Source organism: Spirochaetota bacterium, from assembly GCA_035477215.1.
In the GTDB taxonomy this organism is placed as follows: domain Bacteria; phylum Spirochaetota; class UBA4802; order UBA4802; family UBA5368; genus MVZN01.
In genome coordinates this window covers 57,785-82,776 of record DATIKU010000048.1, presented here as the reverse complement: position 1 = coordinate 82,776, position 24,992 = coordinate 57,785, and the positions used below count along the sequence as shown (strand labels likewise).

Below are 24,992 nucleotides of genomic sequence, written 5' to 3'. Positions count from 1 at the left end.
CGCGTCGCCGGATGTTTTTTTTATGATGGTTTCCAGAGTCTCGTTTTCAAGCTCCGTTCCCCTGATGAGATTGCCGAGGTTCGTGAAATAGGCGTTATGGTGCTTTCCGTAATGGATCTCGAGCGTCTTTGCCGATATATGCGGTTCGAGCGCATCGTTCGGAAACGGCAGTTTCGGTGCTGTTAAAGCCATATCGTCCTCCAGTTTTCAATGCGTTTACGAACAGTGCAAGGAATCCTCCGTGTGGACCGGGCTTCAATAAATCCGGCGACCATTTAAACGAAGAGAGTGAGGGTTGCTGATTTCTTAATGTGGTTTTATCTGCCATCAGTTTAATCACTCTCCGGGTGGAAAGCAATAAAATAGTCGGTCAATTTGGGGTTTATTGTCATCGAACAGCATGGGAATGGGTGACCGGCTGTTACCCCGGTTCGCGACGGGCAATCCCCGTGCGTCCTTTCCGTATGGCGCGGTACACCGCCATGCTCTCCTTCAGCATCCGTATCATCGTCTTTCGCAAGTCGGGCGGTTCGACTATCTCCACGCTTCTTCCATGCATAAAGAGCTGTTTGCAGAGAAAGCGGTCGTCGGAGACCGTAAAGGATGCGCGGTAGTGGTTTTCGCCGTCGGGGCCGATGTCGGGTTCGAGGATGGAGAGGTTTTCTTCCATTGTCGGGAGGAGCGTTTTATGGAAGCGGAGCACCACGGCGTACTTGCGGCCGATGAACGAGCCCAGCGAGTCGCGGAATATCTCCGCGACCGGCGGGGCGTCCTCGGGGTACTCATCGTCGAGCACGGCGAGGTTGCACAGGCGGTTGAAGATAAAGAGCGCCGTTACGTTATGCGAGAGACTATGGCATACCAGGTAAAGGTTGTTGTTGCGGAACACCAGGTGGTACGGGTGCACGCGGTAGTGCCGCGGCCCGGTGGCCGTGGCGGGGGTGTAATCGAACTCTATCTTTTTCTTTAACAGCGCCGCGAAGTATACGCGCGCGAGCATCCACAGGCCGTCGTGCGGGTGGCGGGCCATGAGCTTTCGTAAAACAATATCGCGCCCCGTGTCCTTCGTCACGAAGCCCGAATAGACCGCGGCCATGCGGGCCTGGAGGGCCTCGTCCAGCGGTATGCCCAGCCCGGTGTGGCGGCCGCCCTTTACGGTGGTGACCTCGATGCCGAACTCGTTTACCAGGTATTTTTGGATATAGTCGCGGACGGCCTTGTCGGTTATCGGGTCGCGCGGCTCGTCCATGGAGAGGAGGTCGGCGAGGCTTCCGGCGTTCCACTGCACCGGGTCGGCCGGGTTCTGCAGCAGGGCGAGTACGTGCAGACAGCGCTTGATGACGCCGAGGCGCGTTTCGGGATTGGGGATGGGGGTAGGGTCCATTGCGGCTCCTTTTTTTGTTGAATGATAGTATGTACATAGAGGGGTTGCAATACTATTTGTAACGGGATGAACGAAATCCTCTCAGCCGCTGGCAGCTCCCCTTTGGTAAAGGGGAGCCTGAGGGACGAGGCTGGTCGGTTTTTTTAAAAATTTCAAGGTAGACCGCGAAGGTAGAGATTGCCGGGGCTGTATATCCTATATTGTGCGTATACAGACAGTTGTGCGATTGGACCGCCGTTTGCGGCGCCCCGGTCACCTTCCGGAATATTCCGGGGCGCCGTCGTCTTTTTCCGCTTGTTTTACGCGTCGCAGTGCGGCGGGGAGGCGGGTTGTCGGTCGGGTATCGTATCGTTTGCTGGAGGTGTGGTATGGAGAATGCCGGGTGGTGGTTGAGCGCCCTTTGGTTTCTGATCGAATGGCCCAGGCCGTATTCGGAGGGAATGTGGGTTCGGCAGTGGTTTGTTTACGGGGTTGTTTTTCTGGTTTTCTGGTTGTGGGCGTAATGGGTGCATTGCGCTTTTTCGCGAGGAACCTGCCGGTTGCATTCAATGGGCTTGCCGTGCGTGTCGTACGGTGCGGGTGGCATTGATCAGGCAATTTTTCTGGAGGGAATATGAAAAAACAGAATGTGGGTGTTCGGTCGTGCGGCCCGCTGTTTGATGACGGGTCGGAGGAGATTTTTCCGGGCGAGGGTGAGGGCGGCTCTGCGGTCGAGGCGGACGGTGGCCGCGGGGACGATGCGGGCGGCGTTCCGAGGCTCGACGATTTCAGGCGCGAGTCGTGGAAGGAACGCGAATCGTACCGGGCGGCGCCGGGGTGCATTCTGGGCGAGCTCGCGTCGATGAGTTCGGACCTCCAGGCGGCGTGCTTTATGCTGGCGGTTAGGGGTCCATGGAGGGATTGGGACAAAACGGTCCCGGCCGGTACCACAATAAATATAGACGACGAGATGCTGAAGGACAGCGGGGACAAGACCATTTCGGCGCTTATGGGGCTTAAGGAGCGGATTGATGAGTTATTGGAGGGGTTTGATGAGTGAGGGATGGTTCGGCAGGGTGCGTGAGGTCGACGATCTTCATCATGACTGTTGCATTGTATCGGTCATCATTTCCCGGCGGCGCGTGTCTGCGGCATGGTGATATGATGGATCGTTTCCCGGTACCGGCAATGTTGCGATCGCCGCGTCGCCGCGATCAAGCTCTTCAGGCCTGCGCCTGCGGCTCCGCCGGCTTCTTCTCGACCTTTTCCATCTTGAGCGACACGAGCTTCGAAACGCCGGGCTCTTCCATGGTGATGCCGTAGATCGACTCGCCGATGCTCATGGTCTTCTTGTTGTGGGTGACGATCATGAACTGCGTACCCCTGGCGAACTGCTGCAGCATTCGGACGAAGCGTCCGATATTCTCCTCGTCCAGCGGCGCGTCGATCTCGTCGAGGAAGCAGAAGGGCGAGGGCTTGACCATGTAGGTGGCGAAAAGAAGCGCTATCGCCGTGAGCGCACGCTCCCCGCCCGACAGCAGGTTGATGTTCTTGAGCTTTTTGCCGGGGGGCCTCACGAAGATCTCGATACCGCTCTCGAGCACGTTCTCCGTGTCGGTGAGCTCGAGGCTCGCGTCGCCGCCGTCGAAAAGCTGTTTGAATATCTCCGAAAAGTTCCTCTGGATGTCGGCAAAGGTCGAGATGAAAAGCTCCACCGAGGTGCGGTTTATGTCCTGAATCACCGAGAGGATGTCCTCGCGCGCCTTCTCGATGTCCTTTTTCTGGCCAATATAATACTCGAAGCGCTTCTTCAAGTCCCGGAACTCCTCGATGGCGAGGTTGTTGATGGGGCCAAGGTCCTGTATCTTTTTCTTTAATTCCTGTATGCCGCGCTGGATATCGGGTAACTGCGATTCCTCGACCCGCACGCCCTTAAGGTCGGAAATGCGCTTTTCGTATTCGGTCCAGAGATGCTCCTCGATACCGTTGATCTTGAAGACCATCTCGACCTGCACCTTCTCCTGCTCGCCGATGCGCTCCGCCGCCTTTTTCAGGCTCTCCGCGTCCTTCTTCGAGACGTCGCGGCGGCCGGCGACGCGCTTCTCGACCTCGTCGCGCTTGGCCGCAAACTCGGCTATGGTCTTTTTAAGCGCCTCGCTGCGGTCGTTGAACTCGATGAGACGCTCCTCCCACTCCTTTATCTCTTTCTGGAGGTTCTCGATGATCTTCGACGAGCGCTCCTGGTCCTCGCGATAGTTTTCAATCTGCCGTTCGATGTCCTTCATCTGGTGCGCGAGCGACTGTAAATTTTTCTCGATCCACGCGCGCTCGTTCTCGTTCTTCGAGAGGTCTTTCTCAATGCGCACGATCATCGCGTTAATGTCTTCAAGCCCGGCCTGCTCGTTTTTGATGTGCTCCTCGAGCGCGGCGATGTCGTTGTTGGCGGATTCGCTGTCGTCCATCATCTCGCGGATGCGGCGGTCGAGTCCCTCCTTCTCGGCGTGGATGCCCGTTTTGTCGAAGAGGATGGAGCGAAAGCCGTCCTCGAAGCCCTCGAAGGTCGCGATGTCTCCGCGCAGGGCCGCCACGTCGATACCTGCGATGGCCTTCTCCGCGTCGCCGGCCTCGCCCAGGCGCAGCGCCGCGAGAGCCCTGCGAAGCGAGTCTTCGAGCCCGGAAAGCTTCTCGTCGATCCGCGCGCGGACTTTAAGGCGCTCCTCCTCCGAGCCCGCGAGCTCGGCCTTGCGCTTCTCGATGGCGTCCACGAGCTTCTTTATGACCACCTCGAGGCTCGCGCGCAGCCCCTTGAGCTTCTCGTCGTTTGACTTGATTCGCCGGCGGTTGTCCTCGATTTTGTCGCGCGAGGCGTGGATCGAGTCGATCTTCCGCTTCCGCGAATCGAAAAGGCCCTGCAACCTTTCGCGGTCCTCCTCTATCTTGCCCTTAATGCGCACGCCGTCTTCCTGGTTCTTGAGCGTTTCCTGCTGCAGGCGCTCGAGCGAGGCGGTGCGCTCCTTTATGTTTTTCTCGACCGCGCCGCGCCGCTCGTGCTGATCTTCGATGAGCCTGCGGTTCTTCTCGGTGCGCGAGTCGATGTCCTCGACTTTGAGTTTATAGGTGTGGAGTTTTTTGTCCAGCTCGAAGAGGTGTATCTGTATGTCGTTCTTGTACTTTTCGTCCTTTTCGTTCTCGGCCGAGATGGCCGAGACGCGCGAGGAGATCTCCTCGCGCTCGCGCGTGAGCTTCTCTATCTCGGCGTCGACCTTCGCGCGGCGCCGTGAGAATTCGCCGAAGCGCAGCAGGCTCTGCCGAACGTCATGCTCCTTGAGTTCGGCCATGAGGCCGAGATATATCTTCGTGCGTTCGGCCTGCCTGGCCTTGTGGTCCTTCTCGCGCTCGATCTCGCGGATGATGTCGTTGATTCGTTCCAGGTTGGCGCCGGTATCCTCGAGCCTGCGCAGCGACTCCTTCTTCTGGTACTTGAACCTGGAGATGCCGGCCGCCTCCTCGAAGATGTAGCGGCGGTCCTCGGCCCGGCTGGAGAGGATCATGTCGATCTTGCCCTGCTCCATCACCGAATACGACGATTTGCCGATGCCGGTGTCCATGAAGAGCTGCTCGATATCTTTAAGACGCACGGGAGACTTGTTGATGAGGTACTCGGATTCGCCGTCGCGGAATACGCGCCTGGTCACCGTAACCGCGTCCGAGTCGAGCGAGAGGACGCGGTTGGTGTTGTCGATGGTTATGGACACCTCCGCGAGCGACACCGGCTTTCGTGATTCGGTGCCGGTGAAGATGATGTCTTCCATCCTCTCGCCGCGGATGTTCCTGGCCTGCTTCTCGCCCAGCACCCACTTTATGGAGTCAACCACATTTGACTTGCCGCAGCCGTTGGGACCCACTATTACCGTGATTCCCGGCTCAAAGACGATCGGGGTCTTTTCAGCAAAAGACTTGAACCCGAATATTTCCATCGATTTAAGAAACATGTAATATGCCAGTAGTCGTGTCGTTTTTTATTTCGGAACGCCCCACAACGCCAGTGCAGGGCGCAGGCCGGGGTGCGGAAAGCCAAAGATACCGCTCTTTTTAACAGGATGGTATTACAGAGGAGAAATGGCCGATAAGGCAAGAAGATTTTTCGGCCCGGTATAATTTTTCAGGACGCATAAATCGTGCCGAAATGTAACCGGAAGATACCCGCCGTTGACTCTCACTTTTCTTCTCCGAGGAGAGGGAGGACGGGGGGATGAGTTGGTTAGGCCCATTACCGGATTGAATAAATGACCCGTCACCCGCTTGACAGCTTGTAATAAATTCTGCATACTGTTTGTGTCCGGGAGGGGACCGGTTTCGGACGCGGAAGCGCGTACGTACGCGCCCGCCCCGGTGAAGGGTAACGTTGCGCGGGGAGTCTGTTTAATGGCACTACAAGAGGACGCCGGTTGGCATACGCCGAGAAGCCCGATGGCCGCCGCTTTGGGCATGTTCCTTTTGTTGTCGGCATGCGGGACAACGACCAGGACGCAGGTCGGGGAGTACGCCTTTAAAAATTACTACAGGGGAAGCTCGTCGAAGGAGTTCCTTGCGAAAGACAGGATCGATAACCATCCCACATATGAGGCCTTTTTTACGCTCGAAAAACCCGAGGAATGCATTCGAATTACGGTCAGCGCGAAAAACACGGCGATTCAAAGCGCCTATATTGATCCTTCGGTGCGCGTTTGCTTCGTCGTTGAGAAGGCGCTCGACGTATCGGCCTTCACTCTCCGCGCCGGCAATACCATTTATGTGGAGATTGGGCGCAACTATGATATCAACTGGAAGAGCGAGCGCGAAACCGTGATCTGTACGGTGAAGGACGCCCCCCTCGGGAAACTCACGCCCGGACTATACCGGATCCGCATTACCGCGTTCGAGGCGCGCGATTTCAGCTTCTCGATCTCCATCGCCTCGAACGCGGCGCAGGCGATCGTTTCGGCGCCGGCCTCCGGAGACGCGCCGTGAAAGAGCACGAGTACGACTATCTCGAATCCGAGGACTCGTACGAGATGGCGATGGAGTGGATCGCCCGGGGCGATGCGGACAAGGCCGAGACGTATCTGAAAAAGGCGATCGCGCTCAACCCGCACTTCGTCTACGCCTACATCACCCTGGCCGATATCCACGCCCGACGCGGGCGTTTCTCCGACGCCGTCGGCGCGCTCAAGCGCGCGTTGAGGGAAGACCCGTCATTTCACCGGCTGCACTACCTCATAGCCAGGTGCGCTTTTAAAATGAACAACAGGCAGCTCGCGCGCAGGCACATACGGATTGCGCGCGAGTCCGCTCCGGACGAGGAGCTGTATCGGCGGGCGGCCGGGGTCATCGGCTGAGACGCCGCGGGCGTTATCGGGCGTATACATCACCCGCGTTCGTTTTTTGATTGACGATATTCGTTTTTATGATTATCCTTATTGTCGTCATCCGAACCATGAGAGGACCGGAGTATCGTTCAGTCAGTCATCTGACAGGGCGAAACGGGCTGTATAAAAAGAGCCGCGGATTAAGCGTCCTGCGACATAAACAAAGCGCATTCAACAGGCAGTACGATTATATATCTGGAGGACAGGTTCAATGAAGAAACTCTTAGTGTTTCTTGCCGTGCTTGGACTGCTCTTCGCGGTGGCGAGCGACTCGTTCGCGCGCGGAATCATCGTCAAGGGCGGATACGCGATCATGCAGGACGACTATGAAGACGCCGAATACGACGATCAGCCCTTTTTCGGTGTTTTCTTCGACATGGGTACGTTCCTTTTCGACAGCCTGCGCTTCAAACCGGGTCTTGACTACATTTCCATGAAATCGGATCTGGGTGGCGATTTCGACGTATGGGGCATTCACCTCGACTGGTACTGGTATTTCCTCGGCAAGGCGGCCATTCAGCCGTACCTCGGTTTCGGCCCCGCGCTCAATATTTATGATGATGACGATAACAGGTCAGATGAAGACTCCGATGCCGGATTAGAGGGTTTCGTCGGTATACAGTTCGACCTGTCGGGACCGCTTGCGTTGATGCTCGAGGCGCGCTATGTGGTGCACGATATCGCCGATCGCGGCACGAACATGGCCAAACTGGGCGTCGCCGTTCAGTACAGCTTCTAAGACGTATATTTACGGCCAACAAAAAAGCGCGGAACTATTCCGCGCTTTTTTGTTTTGTTGATGTTACAATCAACCCAACCGGCGCCGGTCGAAGTCCTCGCGTTTGAATAGCGATATGACGCTCACCCCCGTCGCCTCGATCGCCTCGCGGCCGCCCTCCTCGCGGTCGATGACAACCGCCGCGGCGATCACCTCCAGGCCCGCCTCGCGCAAGCGCTCGATCGCCGTAATGGTGGAGCCGCCCGTCGTGATGACATCGTCGATCGCCACCACCCGCTTAACGCCGTCGAGGATGCCCTCGATCCACTTGGCCGTGCCGTGCTTCTTGGGCTCCTTTCGCACTATGATCGGTTTCAGCTCCACGCCCTGGCGGTAGGCCTCGAGACTGGTGGACAGCGCGATCGGGTCGGCGCCAAGGGTGAGTCCGCCGGCGGCATCGGGCTTCAGGTTCCGTATGGCCTGAAACATCAGCGCGCCCACCAGCGAGAGCCCCTCGGGATCGAGCGTGGCCGCCTTGCAGTCGAAGTAATACGGGCTCTGGCGCCCGGACACCAGCGTAAACGGCGGGTTGTCGCGGTAGATAAACGACTTTGTATAAAGGATTTCAAACAACCTGTCGCGTTCGGTGTGATGCATTGCGGTTCTCCTTTTAATTTTCAGGTAATGGTATGCGTCTGCGGCGCCTCGTACACGGCTGTCGACGGGACCAGGTGCAACAGGGCTCCCGGTATTTCGCAAGGCGCATTACCGCAAAGGGCTCTGACCCCGCCACGGAACCGACAGGAGGGTTGATACTCCGCTCTGGCCCCATTTGGCCCCGTTTCATGCTATTTTCCGAACCGTTCCGGCCAGAGGCGCGCCAGGCGCTCGGCAATGGCTTTTTCACTCCCTTCATTCGATGGCCGGTAGTAGGTCTCACCGGCGAGCTTTTCGGGGAGGTAGTGCTCATTTACGAAGTGTCCCTCGGAATCGTGCGGATAGCGATATCCCCTGCCGTATCCCATTTCGCTCATCAGCTTCGTCGGCGCATTGCGCAGGTGCATTGGTATCTCGATCGAGAAATCGCCGGCGCGCTCCTTCGCTTTTCGAAGCGCCATGTACGAGGCGTTGCTCTTGGGCGAGGACGCCAGGAAGGTCGCGCACTGGGCGAGAACGATCTCCGCCTCGGGAGGGCCGATGTTCTGCGCGGCGGTCATTGCGGCGACCGCTATCGGCAGCGCCTGCGGGGAGGCGTTGCCCACGTCCTCGGAGGCGAAAATCACCATGCGGCGGGCGATGAACACGGGATCCTCGCCGGCAACCAGCATCCGGGCAAGGTAGTAGACCGCCGCGTCGGGGTCCGAACCCCGCATGGACTTGATAAAGGCCGAGATGGTGTCGTAATGACGGTCGCCGGCGCGGTCATAATACACCACAACTCCTCGCAGCGCCTCGGCGATCACCTCAGCGGTGATGGTTCCGTCCGTTGCCAGAAGTGAAGCCTGCTCCAGCACGTTGAGCATGCGGCGCGCGTCCCCCTGCGCCAGGGCGACCAGCTTCGCTTTCCCGGCGGCGTCGATTCGTACACCCGAATCCAGCAGCATCCGGTCGTTTTCGAGCGCCGCTCCGAGAATGACCATGAGGTCCTTTTCAGTAAGCGGATGCAACCTCACCACCCTGCTTCGGGAAAGGAGCGGCGCGATCACCTGGAAGGACGGGTTTTCGGTCGTCGCGCCGATGAGCACGATGTCACCCGATTCGACCGCGCCCAGGACCGCGTCCTGCTGGGCCTTGTTAAAACGATGGATCTCGTCGAGAAAGAGGAGCGTCTGTACGCCGTTTTTCCGGTTCTCCTTCCCGCGCTCGATCACCTTGCGCACCTCGGGCACCCCGGATGAGACGGCGCTTAAGAAATGGGCCTCCATGCCGCAATGATCGGCGATAAGACGGGCGAGCGTTGTTTTACCGCAACCCGGCTCGCCCCACAGGATCATCGAGAACACGGTTTTCCTCCCGATGACCGAATGGAGCATTCTTCCAGGGCCCAGGAGATGTTCCTGGCCGACAAAGGCCATCAGCGTCTGCGGGCGGCGGCGCTCTGCAAGTGGTCGGATGTCGCGCTCTGCTTTCATTTGTTATTGATTATGATGTGAATGCCGGAGTGAAACGCGGGGAACCGGCTCATCTTCTGATAACAGAACAACTCTATTTATATCAGCTATAAATAAAAAAATCCGGCATAACCGGATCTTTTCTTGGTAGTGCAGCCCTGGGCTATTCCTCTTCGGCGCGTTCTTTCGTCACGACCCGTACACTGACGAAACGACGCCCCTTGCTCTGCGCCGAGAAACGCCTGATCTTCTTGATCCGCCGCCTTTCGGCCTCTTCCTTCTTGCGCTTCTTTTCTTCGCTGGGCTTCTCGTAGTACCTGCGGCGCTTGAGCTCCTTGAATATGCCTTCGAACGCCATCTTCTTTTTCAGATTTTTAAAGGCCTTTTCGATGTCGCCGTTCACTTCCACTTCGATAGGGCTGGGCATTACTTTCTCACATCCTTTCAAGTGTAATTTTAGCCGACAGTAGCGATCCATGCATATTTTGTCAATAAAAAATACGCGGGCGGCACCCATTCTCATGGCGCGCCGCCCGTTTCGGTCCTTTCCTTGCGGTCGCGGGAGATTATTTACCGGCGATAAGCGATTCGACCAGACCTACTATCTTTGCGACTTCAGCTTCATTGGCCGGGTTGGTCTTCCTCAGGTAATTGATATATTTTATCTTCCGGTCTTTCCCTATTACGATGACTGCGGAGGCATCATTGCAACTGGCAAGGCCCCATGCATTTTTCAGGGAATGTTCAGGGTCGGTCAGAATCTTGGTATTGTATTTCTGCTCTTTACCCTTGATGACCCTGCGAATGATGAAATTGGGAGCCTTGGAGTCTTTCAGGTTCGCAATCCCCTGTCCACGGTACTGGACCTCTGGAAACTTCCTGGCTTTAAGAGCATCTGACACCGGGTCTGCGATATCAGCCGCATCCGCATCGCTATAGAAAATAGTTAATACTTTTACACCAAGATCCGGAATCTGTGCCGGATTATTGCTCGCATCGCGAACCGTTACGTTCGATACCGTGTCGCCGACGTTGGCGGCATCGACCTGTCCGCTGAAAATCGCCAGGGACAGTATAAGACCTAAAACCGCGACCTTTTTCATAGATGAAACCCCCTTGAATAATGTTAAGCCAGTACGGACATGATGTTCCGTAGACTGGTTCGCAGACTATCTCCTCTTATCACGATTGTCAACACAATATAATTTTCGTTATCACGCCCCGAATTGCCGGACGGAAGTGCAACCGCCCGGGCCAACGGCCGTTGGCCCGGGCATCGACCGCAGTCAATCTGTCGGAAGCCAATGTTCCGCTCACTCCTGTCGGTTAAATGTGCTTGACCTAAGCATTATGATAAGTATATGTTCATTTGCATGGGCAGTACATAATACTCTGAATAATTCGTGGGCGATTATGCCGTTCGGTTTTTAATTCTCCGTTTTCGTCGGAGAAACAACCGCTGCGGGCCTGTGCGATTTGTTCACGGTATATCATTTATCCATCATGGAGGATTCACGGATATGACAGGCGCCAGAAGAACCGTTTTCACACTCATCATGCTTGCGGCATTCGCTTTCGTCGCGGCCGGGCTGTACGCGGAGCAATCACCGGTAGGAACGTGGAAGACCATCGACGACGTCACCAAGGAAGCGAAATCCTTCCTTGAAATCACCGAGAAAGACGGAAAGCTGTACGGAAAAATCGTCAAGCTCGTCAAAAAACCCGGCGAAGATCCCAATCCCCTCTGCACCAAGTGCACGGGCGCGAACAAGGACAAGCCGATCATCGGCATGAACATCATGTGGGGCCTCTCCAAGGATGGAGACGCATATACCGGCGGAAAGATCATGGATCCCGACAACGGCAAGACCTACAGCTGCAAAATCAAGGTCATCGACGGCGGCAAGCGCCTCGAGGTGCGCGGCTTCATCGGCATTTCGCTCGCCGGCCGCTCGCAGTTCTGGGTTAAGGCAGACTAAACGCTTTCGGACGGGGACCGTTTGAGCGGCCCCCGTCGCAGTACCCGGACCGCCCGCGCTCCACACGCTCCCCCCGAATGTATCCATCACCCGCGGTCTTTTACCTTTGTTCTGCAAAAATCGATTGAATTCCCGCAGGCCCGGTTTATTACGGTGATTAAGATTCAACGATTTGCCGCCCGGGAGGGGACGCGTGAACTATCTAATCATCGGCAACGGAGTCGCGGGCACCGAGGCCGCACTCGCCATCCGTAAATCGGACCCGGAGGGGGCCGTCGCCATTCTTACATCATCCCCCTACCTTTATTATTACCGCCCCAGCGTTATTGAGTATCTCGCCGACGGGATCGCCCGCGACAGGTTGATCATCTACAAACCTGATTTTTACGAGAAGAACCGCATCCGGATGCTGCTTGGTACAACGGTCGCGAAGTTGATGCCGGATGAAAAGGCCGTGCTCGACATTCAGGGCAGGCTTTATTCCTACGACCGGCTGCTCCTGGCCACCGGGGCTGATCCGGTATTGCCGCCGATCGAGGGCGCCGATCTGAACGGCGTTTTCACGCTGCGTGGAATCGAGGATGCAGATCGCCTGCGTGCCTTCGCCGGTGCGGCGAATCGAGCGGTCGTGGTGGGCGGCGGGCTTCTCGGCCTTGAGTCGGCGCACAGCCTCGCGAAGCTCGGTCTCGCCGTAAGCGTGGTCGAGGCGTGCGGCAGGCTCCTTCCCCGCCAGCTCGACGCCGATGGCGCGCGTACCCTTCAACGGCTGCTTGAGGAGAAGGGGCTTTCCTTTGCGCTGGAGGATGGGGTCAGAGCAATCGAGGGGAACGGCTCGGTGAAAAGGGTACTACTGAAATCCGGCCGCACGATCGAGGCGGACCTTGTGCTGGTTTCTGCGGGTATACGCGGGCGGTGCGACCTCGCGCGCGAAGCGGGCATCGCCGTCGATTCGGGCATCGTGGTCGATGACCACCTGAGGACCTCGGCGGAGGATGTGTTCGCGGCGGGCGATCCGATCGAATACCGCGGAAAGCTCTTCGGTATCTGGCCCGCGGCGAAGGAACAGGGACGGATCGCTGGACTCAATATGGCCGGCGTCCCCACCGCATACAATCCGACGCTTATGGCCGCCACGCTCAAAATTACCGGCATCGACCTATATTCGGCGGGAGATTTCAATGCCGCCGGCTGCGACGTCCTCGTAGCATCGAGCGATACCGGTTACAAGAAGCTGCTCCTCAATGCCGGACTGGCCGTCGGGGCGATCGCGCTTGGTGATCGCGACGCGGTAAAGGCCGCACAGCGCGTGATGGATGGCAAGGGCGAGCTCTCGGAGTTCAGGAGGTTTTTTTAGGGGGTTCGGGGGTGTTATGTGGTCGGAGTAAATGATTGGGAAATATGCCTGTAATTGGGGTCAGCGCAAATAATCTCAGCGCGTAATATTTTTCGGTGCGTCGCGGGGAGTAGCCGGAAACCAGGAGCTTTGCGACCTCACCCCGCCGCCGGCGCGCCCCCTCCCGCGGGAGAGGGCGCGCCGTTATATGAAACTGCGGGCATAATTGCATCGCCGTTCGTTTGCTTCCCCGGGGGGTGGGGTCGCTTAAGCGCATCTCCGGGCTTTCTTAAAAGACGAGTGATGTCGCCCCTGGGGAAAATTGTCGCGAGGAGCGCGGCGACGCGGCGATCTCCCACGGTACAAAGCCGCGATCTTTTGAGCGCCCTCACTCAAAGCAGGCGGTTGCAGCCCCTTGTTCTCCGAAAAACAGTTCATTCCCCCGGTGAAAAAATTATGTCACATTGTGATTAGTATTTGACAAATACATGTCGCCTTTTTATACTGCGCGCGGCATGATCGGGAGGTTCCGGGCACTATGATATTGCCGTATCGCTCACAAGGGAGGGTGAAAGAATGAAGGTTTCCATCGACGCCATTCTGGGTTCGGCACGGAAGATAAGCAATCAGCGACAGGTGGAGGAGGAGTCGGCCGACGGCAAACGAAAAGACGGCCTCCGCACCGACAGGGTAGAGATCGAGAACAGGGTGGCGTCGCGAATCGACAACATCCAGAAAGAGCTGCGCGAAATTCAGACCTCGCTTACCAGAAGCCAGATCGTCCGCGACGGAATTTTGCAGCTTCAAAACGACATGGCCAAAGGCGGCTTCGGCGCCGCGGCAATTTTCGAAAACGTACGATTCGAAGGGGCGCCGGTGCTCCGCGAATTTGTGGGGTCGGCCGATTCTCCTTCGGTGCTTTCCGCCAGGCGCGAAAGCATAGCCGGCCTCATAGCGGGCGACGTGGCGAAACTCACGCGTCTTCAGATTGAAGTGGAAAACATCGCGGCGAGCAACGTGATCGGTGGCGAGAAGATCGGCGCGCTGGTGGGCTCGATCGAGGGCGCGCTGTCCGGCAAAGACGCCGCCTCGCTCGGCAGCATCTCAAGCCTTAAAGAGGAGGCGGTTACGCGCCTGGTTCGGTGACGAAAAAAGTTATTTCGAGCATACGAAAGACGCGGGTGACCGCGTCTTTTTGCGTGGTAGGGGATGTGAACGGTATGGGCGTTGACAAAATGGCAAGAGGGGGGTGTTTTGTAAGCGACGATAGTATATCTTTGATGCTACTGTGCCTGAATGAGTTCTCTAATTTGTTATGTATGCGCGACGGTGTCGTTTCCGATTATATAGTGGCGCCGCGGTAGAAACGGAAATGTAACCACAGGAGTAGCATCCCGGAAGGCGCGGATTCGAATCAGCGCCTTCCGGGATGCTACTTCACCTTCTGCCGCTTCTCGTGCTCCTCTTTTGGCATGGTGGTGGCCTGCACCCGGAAGCGCTTTATGCTGTCCTTCGAGAAGTCGTCCTCGAAGACGAGCTTTCTGCCGCTATAGACCTTCACGTCGGCGATCTTCAGAATGGCGTTCCGGTTCGAAAAGCCGATTTTTCCGCTCGCAAGGTCCTCGGGCGCCTCGGCCTCCATGAGCTTTTTGCCGTCAATGTAGAGCGCGGCGCGGTTTTTCTTCACGCGGATTTCGGCGCGGTATTCGCGGTTGTATTCCAGCTCGATGTCTCTGGAGGCGATCTCGGCGATGGTGTAGTTCCATTTGACGGCGGGGCGGAGGGTTGTGTCTTTGATGGTGGAGTTGATGAATTGCAGCTTGTTGAGTCTGGTTCCGTCTCCGGAAAAGCGAAAGGCGTAAAAAACACGGTAATCACTGAGTGCGAATAAAAGGCTATGTTCTGATTGCGGGTCAGGGTTAAATATTTCAAAAGAGATTTGAAATGAACTGATTTTTTCTAATGAATCGTTCGCAATGAGGGAATTCATGTTGATCACTTCACTGTATCCCCATTCGCGAGTCTTCGATTTTTGTTCAATGAGATAACTGGAGTAATTGTCACGCTTGACAATCCAGCTCCCGGAAACCTGTGACCATTTATAGGTTGGTAATGTTTCGGCAAGAGGCGATACGGATTTAAAAGCGATTGATATGACAATTGCAGCAAGTATAAATGAATGATGAATAATATTTTTCAAGTTTGAATCCTGTAATTATATTTTAATAATGCATATTGTACAATACATATTTCGAATACACACTTCTCAGAGCGGGGTAGCTTTCAAGGTATATTTGTTCGATGAGCCTTCTTTCAGAGAAAGGGCCGCAGAGATGGTTTCCGGAAAAAATACGTCAGCGGCAACATATCCGGTTCCTGGATCAACTGAGCATTCAACTTCGCCGTTTCTTGCATCAACTTCTTTCGATTCGGTATCCGTTCCTACCGCATAACCTGTTCCGCTGTTCCAGGTTTGATCGCCGCCGGCCCATATAATATCGTTGATCGTTCCTATAGAATCATTGCTGTTGGTAAACTGCAGCTCCGTCGTACCCGACCCACACGCCACCACCCCCGCCATAGCGGCCATCATCATACAAACCATAAGCTTTTTCATCTCGTCGATCCCTCCGTTTGATGGATGCCATTGTGTGCTGCCGGGAATGGGCGACGATTCGAATCGTCGCCCCCCGACGGTAACATACCGAAAATTCCAACGGGTGTCAACCGTTTTGAAGCAGCTCCCCTCAGCCTCCGGCAAATCCCCTCAGCCTCCGGCAGCTCCCCTTTGATAAAGGGGAGCATGATTCATGAAACTGATTAACGTTCAAACGGCATATGGTATTCCTTGCTCAGGGAAAAGAATTTTCCACAGGAGCCCACTTTAATAAAGGGGGCGCGCCGGAGGCGGGGGGATTTGTACAGGCGGTGGAACAACTGACCGGCTTCATCAATATCATTCCCCGAAGGTTAGGGAAGGCTGCAGGTCTGTTCTGAGACCGTTAGCGGCTGAGGGGATTCAAATAATGATTGAAATACCGCGCCTTGTATGCAGTATGTGTGACGTAACCGCAATGAATACCTATACACGCTACGCCTGCATGCTTTTTACCGTTTTCCTCGCGCTTGCGTGGATCGGCGCGCTGTCCGCCAATGACGCTCCCGCCACACCGCCCGCGCCCCCCGCGGAGAAGAAGGCCGAGTCTCCGTCGGTCAAACAACCCTCTCCCGCTGTAAAGGAAAAGCCCGCGGGAAAAGCGCCGGCGGCGAAGGACGCCGGCAGGAAGCCGGCCGTGAAGAAGGCCCCGCCCCAAAAGGTGCCGGCGAAAAGCGCGGCCGTGCCCGAAAAAAAACCGGACGAGAAAAAACCGGCACCGAAGGCTCCCGCGGAAGAGAAACGGGTCGAGAAAAAAACCGCGGGGAAGAAGCCCGTTGGTAAATCGACCGAGACTGAAAAAGGGGCCGTCACTGGTATTAAAGAGCAGGCCGCAAAGGAGGCGCTTCCCGCGATCGAACCCGAACCGCCGAAACCGTATTATCGGATTATTCGCGCCGATGTCGACGACGCGGTCTTTGCCGACTGGTCGGCGCTTCGAACCGATGCCGAGCTTCGCAACTGGGCGAAATCGCAGGGCCTTGTCCTCGCCAACGACGCGCCGCCGCTCGTCGGCAACAGGGCGCGTTTCGCGCAGCGGTACGGCTCCACGCTGAAGCTCGACGGTCTCGACCGCAACTCGAAGTACCGTCTGTACCTGGATTTCGTTACCTTCGACGATCCTTCGCGGCTCAATATACCCGCCGCGCTCGAGATATACACGGACGGCCTGCTTGTAAAGCGTCTGTCCTTCGGGGAGATGAGCCCGTACCTCAATCCGGTCGTGCTGGACATCCCTTACCAGTTGGCTATGGACGGTACCGTCGAAGTGCTGTTCCGCGAGCACAGCCGCACCGGCGGCTTTTTCGGCCTGTGGGACGCGGTGCTCACCGACCAGTACGCGCTTCCGGCAACGTTCGACGAGCCGAAGAGGGAGCGCGCGGCGCCGAAGAGCATGCAGGTTAAAGACGCGCCCCTGGAAGCCCGGCCCGCGGTCAAGAAGCGGCCGGCGAGAATTCGGCAGGAACAGAAGAAGGAAGTCCCCGCGAACGAAAAGCCCGCGGAAGGGAAGGGACCGGTGGAGAAGCCGGCCAAAACGCCTGACGGAAAGAAGACCGATGAGACCATCGCGCCGCCCGATGGCGGAAAGACCCCTGAAAAAATGCGCACGGACCCGGTTGCGCCCGAGATAAAGAAAACTCCCTCCGTAAAGGATCCCATGGCGCCGAAGGGACCGGCCGCGCCGCAACAGCCGAAATAAATTAAAACGCGGGCGCTTTCGGGATGCCACCAATCTCGCGCGGTCATAAAAACCGATATGACGACGATCGAAACTCGGCATCCTCGACAGCCGGCCGGCCGAATTGCTCTCCGAATACGGTGGCGCGACCGCCCCATTGTCCGGTTTCGATTTTTTCCGGTCCGGGCGAATTAATTTGACAAAAAAATGGACCCTTAATTAGAGTTGTCACCGGCGCCGTGTTTTATGTCGCACCGCCGTCCACAGACGGTTTCTCAGCGGTTGAATCTTCCAAAGGTTTTTATGATTCTATAAAAACGGGTGGTGTCATGGGCAAGGATCTGGAAAAGGACTTTGACGATGAGGTATACGAGGACGAGTATTACGAGGAGCATTTCGAGGAGGAAGAACTCATCGGAGAAGACGAAGTAGTCGATACCGTGGCAACGGACGACGACGAGGAAAACGAGCGCGAGGAGGGCGTTGAATCCGGCGAGGGCGGGGAATGGGAGGACAAAAAAAACACCCGCAAGGTGGATGTAAGTTACGCCTGCGAGGATTGCGATTACCGGTGGGATGACGTTATCTATAAGAAGAAGAACCGTCTCGAAGACGACGAGGAACTGGATGTCGTCTGCCCCATGTGCGGCTCCACCACCATCACCCAGATATGAGCCGTCGGGTTATACGAATACGGGGAGCTCGCGAGCACAATCTCAAGAACGTCTCAATAGACATCCCGAGGGACGCCCTGGTCGTCATCACCGGGCTTTCGGGATCGGGTAAATCATCGCTGGCCTTCGATACCATCTACGCCGAGGGCAGGCGGCGTTACGTCGAGTCGCTTTCCGCGTATGCGCGCCAGTTTTTAGGCGTGATGGAAAAGCCCGACGTCGATTTTATCGACGGCCTGTCGCCGGCCATCTCGATCGAACAGAAAACGACCCACCGAAACCCCCGCTCGACCGTCGGCACCGTCACCGAAATTTACGATTACCTTCGGCTTCTCTACGCGCGAGTGGGCGTTCCCCACTGCCACAAATGCGGGAAACGAATCGCCTCGCAGTCGGTCGACCAGATCGTCGAATCGCTCATGACGCTCGCCGTGGGGACGAAACTTCAAATTCTCGCCCCGGTGGTGCGCGGGCGCAAGGGCGAGCACGAGGACCGGTTCGCCGCGGCGCGCAAGAACGGTTTCGCGCGCGTTCGGGTGAACGGCGAGACGAAAGCGCTCGACGAGGAGATAAAGCCCGAGAAGAATAAAAAGCACAATATCGAGATCGTCGTCGACCGCATAGTGATCAAGGAAGGGGTGCGCTCGCGCGTGGCCGACTCGGTAGAAACGGCGATAGGTCTCGCCGGGGGACTGGTTATCGCGGACGTTAACGGCGACGAGCGCCTTTACTCAACGAGCCTCTCGTGTCCCGAATGCGGCGTTTCCATCCCGGAACTCTCGCCGCGCATGTTTTCATTCAACAGTCCATACGGGGCCTGCCCGAAGTGCAGCGGGCTGGGATTCATCATGCAGTTCGACCCGGAGTTAATTGTTTCCGATCCCGATAAATCGCTCTACGACGGCGTTCTGGAGGTGTGGGGCAAAACCACCAGCTACTGGTATCGCGAGCAGATCGAGACGCTCGAGAAGAATTTAAAGTTCGACGCGCGCACGCCGTGGAAGAAGCTCCCGAAGAAGATCAGGGACGTCATACTCTTCGGCTCGGGCCCGGTCAAAATAGATTACGACATCAAGCGTTACGATGCGGAGTACAAGTTTTCACGCTCGTTCGAGGGAGTGATTCCCAACCTCGAGCGTCGCTATCGCGAGACCAAGTCCGAGGAGATGCGCGAGTGGATGGAAAAGTTCATGTCCAACCGCGTGTGCGACGAGTGCGGCGGGAAGCGTTTACGGGTCGAAAGCCTCTTCGTTCGGGTGGCCGGCAGGCCGATCAATGAGATTGCGTCCATGTCGATACGTTCGGCGCACGGATTCTTCGAGAATATCGAGCTCGGCGAAACGGAGGCCAAAATCGCCGCGCAGGTGCTCCAGGAAATCCGCAAGCGGCTGGGTTTTCTAAACGACGTGGGCATCGACTATCTCACGCTCGACCGCGCGGCGGGCACGCTTTCGGGGGGCGAGGCGCAGCGCATCAGGCTCGCCACGCAGATCGGGTCGAGCCTCATGGGCGTGCTCTACATCCTGGACGAGCCGAGCATAGGGCTGCACCAGCGCGACAACCGGCGGCTGCTTGCAACCCTGAAATATCTGCGCGACATCGGGAACACGGTGATCGTCGTGGAGCACGACGAGGAAACCATCCGCGAGGCCGACCACGTGGTGGACCTGGGGCCGGGCGCGGGACTGGAAGGCGGGTACGTGGTGGCCGAGGGCACCCCGGCCGAGATAGAGGCGAACGAAAAGTCCCTTACCGGGCGCTATCTTTCCGGGAAGGAGCGCATCCCGATTCCGCCGGCGAGGCGTGAACCTATCGGCTTCATCGAGATAAAGGGCGCGCGCGAGAACAATCTCCAAAAGATCGACGTCGCATTTCCGCTGGGCGTGTTCTCCTGCGTAACCGGGGTATCGGGCTCGGGCAAATCCACGCTGGTGATCCAGATTTTGTACCGGGCCCTGTCGTCGCTGGTGATGAAATCGAAGGAGCACCCGGGCGCCTTCGATAAAATAACGGGCGTTGAAAGGATCGACAAGGTCATCGATATCGACCAGTCGCCCATCGGGCGCACGCCGAGGTCCAATCCGGCGACCTACACGGGGCTCTTCACGCCGGTCCGCGACCTCTTCACCCAACTTACCGAGTCGAAGGTGCGTGGCTACCGCCCGGGCCGATTTTCATTCAATGTTCCGGGTGGCCGCTGTGAGGCCTGCGAGGGCGACGGCATCAAGCGCATCGAAATGCACTTCCTTCCCGACGTTTACGTTACGTGCGAGGTCTGCAAGGGCAAGCGTTACAACCACGAAACGCTCGAGGTGCGCTACAAGGGAAAAAACATCTTCGAGGTGCTCGACATGACGGTGGAGGAGGCCCTTTCGTTCTTCGAGAACATCCCGGCCGTCCGCTCGAAGCTCGAAACGCTCAACAGGGTGGGGCTTGGCTATATCAGGCTGGGACAGCCCGCCACGACCCTTTCGGGCGGGGAGGCCCAGCGCGTAAAGCTCTCCACCGAGCTCTCGCGCCGCGCGACCGGTCAGACCGTCTACATCCTCGACGAGCCGACCACGGGCCTCCATTTCGACGACATCCGCAAGCTCCTCGACGTGCTCTCATCGCTTGTGGAGCGGGGCAATACGGTGATTGTTATAGAGCACAATCTCGACGTGGTCAAGAACGCCGACTGGGTCATCGACCTGGGGCCCGAGGGGGGCGACGCCGGGGGCTTCATCGTGGCCAGCGGCACCCCGGAGGAGATCGCCGCGGCAAAGGGCTCGTATACCGGGAAATACCTTAAATCTGTCTTGAAAAAAAAGTGACATAAGACGATAATGGGAAGGAGGGATGCAGCCATGAATATCTTTCCGGACTTCGAATCATGAGAAAGCCTTCCGCCCCCGGCGTATGGGCGTGCATTGCCGCCGCGTTCATCGCCGTCCTGATACTCGTTTCGGTTACGCCCGCCCGGGCGCAATCCGGCGACCTGATCAAATTCGAACGGGCCAAGGAACAGTTCCGCCAGGGCATGGTCCACTTCAACAACATGCGCTACCTGGCCTCGGTGGAGTTTTTTCGCAAGGCGCTCGTTATCCATCCCGACTACTATACCGCGCGCGAGTACCTCGCCCGCTCGTACCGGCTGGCGGGCTTTACCGACGAGGCGCTGGGCGAGTGGGAGATACTCTCCGACGAGGCGCCCGACAACGCGCTCGTCCGCGCCAGGATCGACGCGATCCGCTTCCGCGAGGGCGGGCTTTTTGCGCCCGGCCGCACCGGTGAATTCGTGCTCGCCGACGAATACGCCTCCGCGGACCTCAAACGATTCCGCTTTCCAAATCCGGTGGACGTGGCCGTGGACACCGCGAGAAACGCCTACATCACCTCGTTTTCCTCGGGCAAGCTCGTGAAGATCGACCCCAACAAGCAGGGGATCGACGTGTTTGCGCCGGCCCTGGACAGTAAACTCTATGGAATCGATTATTACAGGGGGCGGCTCGCCGTCACCGATTTCGGGCGCGACTGCGTATATCTCATGAACGAGGACATGAAGATACTCAAGACCTTCGGCTCGAGCGGCAACGCAGAGGGACTGTTCCACGGACCCCAGGGAGTGTGCTTCGATCCGCGGGGAAACATCTACGTGGTCGATTCGGGCAATCATCGCGTGCAGAAGTTCGATGAGAGCGGGACCTTCATCCTCACCTTCGCCAAACAGGGTTCGTACGAAGGCCAGCTCGAAAAGCCCTCAGACTGCGCGGCGGAAAGGGAGCGGGTGTACGTCGCCGATACCGGCAACAACCGCGTGGCCGTTTTCGACGATTCGGGGAATTTTCTGGACAATCTTGCAATAGAGGGTTCGGAAAAGCCGCGGGGGATAACACTGCACAACGCGTCGCTTCTGGTGGCCGACGAGAAACAGGGACTTATATTTTTCGATCCGGCGAATAAAAACGCGACGAAATTCGCCTCGTGGGATGGCGGGAAAAGGAGTTTCAGGCGACCCTACGCCGGGCTCGTGGACCGGGACGGCTTTCTCTACTGCCTTGATTATCTGCAGGAACGGCTTTTTATCTTTTCCCCGCTCGAGCGGCGCTATTCCAACTACGACATAGAGATCGCGTCGATCGACGTGAAGAAGTTCCCGGCGGTGGCGCTGTACCTCAATGTGCGCGACCGCGGCGGCAAACCCCTGTACGGGCTCACGCGCGACAATTTCTCCGTCACCGAGGATGGTGCGCGCCCGTCGGGCATCTATATCGACTACCTGAAGGGCAAATCGCCCTCCGCTTCAATGGTGCTGTGCGTGGACCGCTCCCGTTCAATGGGCGGATATCACAACGACATCCCCTGGGTCGCCGAGTTCGTTTTAAAGAAAATGCGCAGGGACGATTCGCTCAAGGTCGCCGGGTTCAACGACGACTACCGCACGGAGAGCGATTTCGACTGGAGCCGCAGGAGGGCGCTGAAGGCGTTGAAGACGCGTACCTACGGCGAGGGTAAGAACATTGGAAAGGCGCTGTATAACGCGCTTGCCGATGTGGTGCCGAGGATAAACCGTCGCGGGGTCATTCTGCTCACCGACGGCATCGTGGCCGAGGATTCGTTCGTCCGGTACTCGGAGAAAATCATCATAGATTACGCGAAGAGCCATCATGTTCCCATTTACATCGTATGCCTCAAGGAAAAGAACCCGGTGCTCGAGCGCATCGCCATTGCAACTGGCGGCGCACTCTTCACCGCCCGCGAGATGGACGGGCTGCGAGGCATATACGATCGCATACGAAACGGTGAGGAGTACCGCTACATCCTCGTCTATTCCACCTTCAAGTCGCCGACGCTGAAGGGCTGGTGGTCGGACATTCGTATCGAGGTCAACTACCGCAAGCAGAAGGGCACCGAGTGGGGCGGTTATTTCGTTCCCTGAGCCCGGTTCGGTCGTACTATCCGGTACATTTCGCGCGATTTTTCGGCGGCAATGGCCAAACAATTGCACAAATGGCGGTCAATGCACAATGAAATCATTAATACGACTTTTATTCCTGGCGATTATGCTTTTCCCGATCGCCTCCGGCGCCGGTCCATACCAGAAGGATGTGGATTACTTCCGCGCGAAAATCGAGAAAATAGAGAAGACCCGCAAAACCGCACAGGGACAGCCCTACCTGGAAACGGTTTTTTCGTTCCGCTTGCTCTCGGGGCCTCATAAAGGTGATCTTAAAACAGTTACCTTCAAGGGAGACGAAAACGTACCAGACTATGTGAAGTACCGACAGGGCGACACGATTTTCATCGGGCAGAACACGATATTGTCGGACGATGGTAACGACGAATATCTCACCATGCACGATATCGATAACACCTCCGGTCTCATTACGCTCGCGGCGATCTTCCTTGTTTCACTGTTTCTGGTAGGACGGGGCAGGGGGATACTATCGCTGTTCGGGCTTTCATTTACGGTGCTGCTCGTCTTCTTCGTTTTTATACCGCTTACGCTTAAGGGCCACCCGCCGCTTCTTTCGGTGCTGCTGGTATCGATCGCGGCCATCGGCGTCACCATTCCGCTCATAACGGGCCTGGGCAAAAAAACGCTCACGGCGATCGCCGGCGCTTCGGCGGGGGTGCTCGTTTCGATGGCCTTCAGCGTCGCGTTCGGATGGACGATGCATCTTTCCGGAATCGTCACCGACGAGCTGCTCACGCTTTTCTACACCACCAGCACGAACATAAACCTGCGCGATATCGCGCTTTCGGGGATGATCCTTTCCGCGCTGGGTGCGGTGATGGACGTCTCGATTTCGATTTCCTCGGCGGTCAACGAGTTCTACGTGGTGCATCCCGGCGTCGATTCGCGCACGGCATTCCGCTCCGCGCTCGAGGTCGGGCGCGACAACCTGGGGTCCATGGTGAACACGCTCGTCATGGCGTACGTCGGCGGGGCGCTGTCACTTATACTGATTATCTACCTGCGCTATGATTCCCGGATGCCGATGTCGATGATCTTTTCGCACAACGAGATCCTTGTGGAGGTGCTGCGGTCGTTCGTGGGATGCATGGGGATGCTGGTTTCCGTTCCGGTGACCGCCGCGGTGGGCGTATGGCTGAACCGCGGCCGCCGCGAAACGTCCTGACCGCTACAGGCCGTCGAAAAATTCAATAAGCCACCGGATGGATTTTTCAAACTGCGCCGCACCCCCCGCGTCGTTGCCGTCGTCCGGATAGACCTCGATCGTCTTTTCGCACCTCAGGTGGTTGAAGAGCGCGAAGACGCATTGCGGGGGCGAGATGGTGTCCTTGAAACCCACGGTGAAGAGCGCCGGGCCGGCAACGCGGTCGGTGAAATTGATGGCGTCGAAGTACGACAGGTTCTTCTTTATAAGCTTCTTCTTCGTCCTCTGAAGCGACAGGTATTCGTTTATTTCGACGGCGGCCTCGCCAGTCGATACGTTCTGGCTTTCGGGCAGATACGCGAACGAGGGCGTGTCGAGCACAAGCGCAGTCGGGCGGCTCGAGTTGGCCGCGGCGAACACGGCGGCCGCGCCGCCGAGGCCCTTTCCCATAAAGCCGATGGCGCTGCAATCAAGCCGGTCGTTGAGCCTGAGGACGTCTATCGCCCGGTAGGCGTCGAGGTATACCCCCCGCATATAGTAGCCGGCCGCGTCCCCGATCGAGTCCGCCATATAGCCCGGGCTTTTCTCCGGTTCGACGGCGCGCATATCGCCATGTCCCCGAAGGCGCAGGAAAAAATAGGCGATGGATCCGTCGAGCGGATAACCGGCATATGGATCGGGGCGGTTATAGTCGTGGATGATGATGACGGCCCTGGGCTTGCGGGCGTTCGAGGGAACAAGAAGGCTGCCGGAGACCGACGAGCGGAACATCCCACTGAACGTCACCTCGAACTTGTTAAAGGGTGAACGGGCGGTGTTGACGGGCGTGAACGAGGGCTCTATTGGGATTTTTTTGAGTTCCGAAAGCGAGTTTTTCCAGAAGGTATCGAAATCCTCCTCGCGGTCGAGGGGGGGAAGGTGCAGGAAAAAACGGTCGAAATCGCCGGTTACGGGCATCGCCTAACGCTCGA

At 57.3% G+C, this 24,992-nt stretch carries 22 protein-coding genes and 1 pseudogene; 13 read left to right on the top strand and 10 right to left on the bottom strand.

All coding sequences use genetic code 11. The annotated features are described in order from the left end of the window. Positions 1–6 precede the first annotated feature (6 nt). Both VLM75_11520 and VLM75_11515 read right to left on the bottom strand, forming a co-directional pair. Positions 7–192 (bottom strand): annotated as a pseudogene (locus tag VLM75_11520) (superoxide dismutase [Fe]). A gap of 229 nt (positions 193–421) precedes the next feature. Then, positions 422–1,384, bottom strand: a complete 963-nt coding sequence (locus VLM75_11515; protein ID HSV97545.1) for a WYL domain-containing protein — start codon at positions 1,382–1,384, stop codon at positions 422–424. 613 nt (positions 1,385–1,997) lie between these two features. On the opposite strand from VLM75_11515, the gene VLM75_11510 reads away from it, so the two are divergent. Beyond that, positions 1,998–2,423 carry a hypothetical protein gene (locus tag VLM75_11510; protein HSV97544.1) on the top strand — a complete coding sequence of 142 codons (426 nt, stop codon included), beginning with the start codon at positions 1,998–2,000 and terminating at the stop codon, positions 2,421–2,423. A 163-nt stretch (positions 2,424–2,586) separates the two neighbouring features. Here the strand turns inward: VLM75_11510 and VLM75_11505 are convergent, their stop codons facing one another. Next, positions 2,587–5,355: an AAA family ATPase gene (locus VLM75_11505; GenBank protein HSV97543.1), complete on the bottom strand. Its 2,769-nt coding sequence runs from the start codon at positions 5,353–5,355 to the stop codon at positions 2,587–2,589. A gap of 433 nt (positions 5,356–5,788) precedes the next feature. On the opposite strand from VLM75_11505, the gene VLM75_11500 reads away from it, so the two are divergent. The 3 genes from VLM75_11500 (at position 5,789) to VLM75_11490 (ending at position 7,510) form a co-directional block, all read left to right on the top strand. Next, entirely contained in the window at positions 5,789–6,373 is a 585-nt protein-coding gene (locus VLM75_11500) for a hypothetical protein (GenBank protein HSV97542.1), read from the top strand. Next, positions 6,370–6,741, top strand: coding sequence for a tetratricopeptide repeat protein (locus VLM75_11495; GenBank protein HSV97541.1), 372 nt, complete (start codon positions 6,370–6,372; stop codon positions 6,739–6,741). Before VLM75_11500 ends, VLM75_11495 begins: the two co-directional genes overlap by 4 nt. A 241-nt stretch (positions 6,742–6,982) precedes the next feature. Beyond that, positions 6,983–7,510 (top strand): outer membrane beta-barrel protein, encoded by a 528-nt coding sequence (locus VLM75_11490; protein ID HSV97540.1) that lies wholly within the window; start codon positions 6,983–6,985, stop codon positions 7,508–7,510. A 69-nt stretch (positions 7,511–7,579) separates the two neighbouring features. Here the strand turns inward: VLM75_11490 and pyrE are convergent, their stop codons facing one another. Both pyrE and VLM75_11480 read right to left on the bottom strand, forming a co-directional pair. Then, on the bottom strand, positions 7,580–8,146 hold the full coding sequence (gene pyrE, locus VLM75_11485; protein HSV97539.1) for an orotate phosphoribosyltransferase: 567 nt from the start codon (positions 8,144–8,146) through the stop codon (positions 7,580–7,582). Between the two features lie 191 nt (positions 8,147–8,337). Then, positions 8,338–9,564, bottom strand: a complete 1,227-nt coding sequence (locus VLM75_11480; GenBank protein HSV97538.1) for a replication-associated recombination protein A — start codon at positions 9,562–9,564, stop codon at positions 8,338–8,340. Here VLM75_11480 and VLM75_11475 point away from each other — a divergent pair. Next, positions 9,514–9,642: a hypothetical protein gene (locus tag VLM75_11475; GenBank protein ID HSV97537.1), complete on the top strand. Its 129-nt coding sequence runs from the start codon at positions 9,514–9,516 to the stop codon at positions 9,640–9,642. The two genes, VLM75_11480 and VLM75_11475, sit on opposite strands and share 51 nt — an antisense overlap. A gap of 121 nt (positions 9,643–9,763) precedes the next feature. Here the strand turns inward: VLM75_11475 and rpsU are convergent, their stop codons facing one another. Both rpsU and VLM75_11465 read right to left on the bottom strand, forming a co-directional pair. After that, a complete protein-coding gene (gene rpsU / locus VLM75_11470) occupies positions 9,764–10,015 on the bottom strand; it encodes a 30S ribosomal protein S21 (protein HSV97536.1) in 252 nt (83 codons plus the stop codon). 151 nt (positions 10,016–10,166) lie between these two features. Continuing rightward, positions 10,167–10,703, bottom strand: coding sequence for a YtfJ family protein (locus VLM75_11465; GenBank protein ID HSV97535.1), 537 nt, complete (start codon positions 10,701–10,703; stop codon positions 10,167–10,169). Between the two features lie 417 nt (positions 10,704–11,120). On the opposite strand from VLM75_11465, the gene VLM75_11460 reads away from it, so the two are divergent. The 3 genes from VLM75_11460 (at position 11,121) to VLM75_11450 (ending at position 14,058) form a co-directional block, all read left to right on the top strand. After that, positions 11,121–11,579, top strand: a complete 459-nt coding sequence (locus tag VLM75_11460; GenBank protein ID HSV97534.1) for a DUF2147 domain-containing protein — start codon at positions 11,121–11,123, stop codon at positions 11,577–11,579. Between the two features lie 193 nt (positions 11,580–11,772). Further along, positions 11,773–12,933, top strand: a complete 1,161-nt coding sequence (locus VLM75_11455) for an FAD-dependent oxidoreductase (protein ID HSV97533.1) — start codon at positions 11,773–11,775, stop codon at positions 12,931–12,933. Between the two features lie 555 nt (positions 12,934–13,488). Beyond that, positions 13,489–14,058 (top strand): hypothetical protein, encoded by a 570-nt coding sequence (locus VLM75_11450; GenBank protein HSV97532.1) that lies wholly within the window; start codon positions 13,489–13,491, stop codon positions 14,056–14,058. Between the two features lie 286 nt (positions 14,059–14,344). On the opposite strand, the gene VLM75_11445 is transcribed toward VLM75_11450, so the two are convergent. Next, positions 14,345–14,902: a hypothetical protein gene (locus tag VLM75_11445; GenBank protein ID HSV97531.1), complete on the bottom strand. Its 558-nt coding sequence runs from the start codon at positions 14,900–14,902 to the stop codon at positions 14,345–14,347. A gap of 276 nt (positions 14,903–15,178) precedes the next feature. Next, positions 15,179–15,529, bottom strand: coding sequence for a hypothetical protein (locus VLM75_11440; GenBank protein ID HSV97530.1), 351 nt, complete (start codon positions 15,527–15,529; stop codon positions 15,179–15,181). Between the two features lie 457 nt (positions 15,530–15,986). Here VLM75_11440 and VLM75_11435 point away from each other — a divergent pair, with 457 nt between their 5' ends. The 5 genes from VLM75_11435 (at position 15,987) to VLM75_11415 (ending at position 24,042) form a co-directional block, all read left to right on the top strand. After that, positions 15,987–17,267, top strand: a complete 1,281-nt coding sequence (locus VLM75_11435; GenBank protein HSV97529.1) for a hypothetical protein — start codon at positions 15,987–15,989, stop codon at positions 17,265–17,267. Positions 17,268–17,575: 308 nt separating this feature from the next. Next, positions 17,576–17,920: a hypothetical protein gene (locus tag VLM75_11430; GenBank protein ID HSV97528.1), complete on the top strand. Its 345-nt coding sequence runs from the start codon at positions 17,576–17,578 to the stop codon at positions 17,918–17,920. Beyond that, entirely contained in the window at positions 17,917–20,733 is a 2,817-nt protein-coding gene (gene uvrA, locus VLM75_11425) for an excinuclease ABC subunit UvrA (GenBank protein HSV97527.1), read from the top strand. The genes VLM75_11430 and uvrA overlap by 4 nt, the downstream gene beginning before the upstream one ends. Before the next feature lie 59 nt (positions 20,734–20,792). After that, entirely contained in the window at positions 20,793–22,838 is a 2,046-nt protein-coding gene (locus tag VLM75_11420; protein HSV97526.1) for a VWA domain-containing protein, read from the top strand. A gap of 88 nt (positions 22,839–22,926) precedes the next feature. Further along, positions 22,927–24,042: a YibE/F family protein gene (locus VLM75_11415; protein ID HSV97525.1), complete on the top strand. Its 1,116-nt coding sequence runs from the start codon at positions 22,927–22,929 to the stop codon at positions 24,040–24,042. Positions 24,043–24,045: 3 nt separating this feature from the next. Here VLM75_11415 and VLM75_11410 read toward each other — a convergent pair whose 3' ends face one another. After that, the gene (locus VLM75_11410; protein HSV97524.1) at positions 24,046–24,978 is read right to left on the bottom strand and encodes an acetylxylan esterase; all 933 of its coding nucleotides are present in this window, start codon (positions 24,976–24,978) and stop codon (positions 24,046–24,048) included. Between the last annotated feature and the right edge of the window lie 14 nt (positions 24,979–24,992).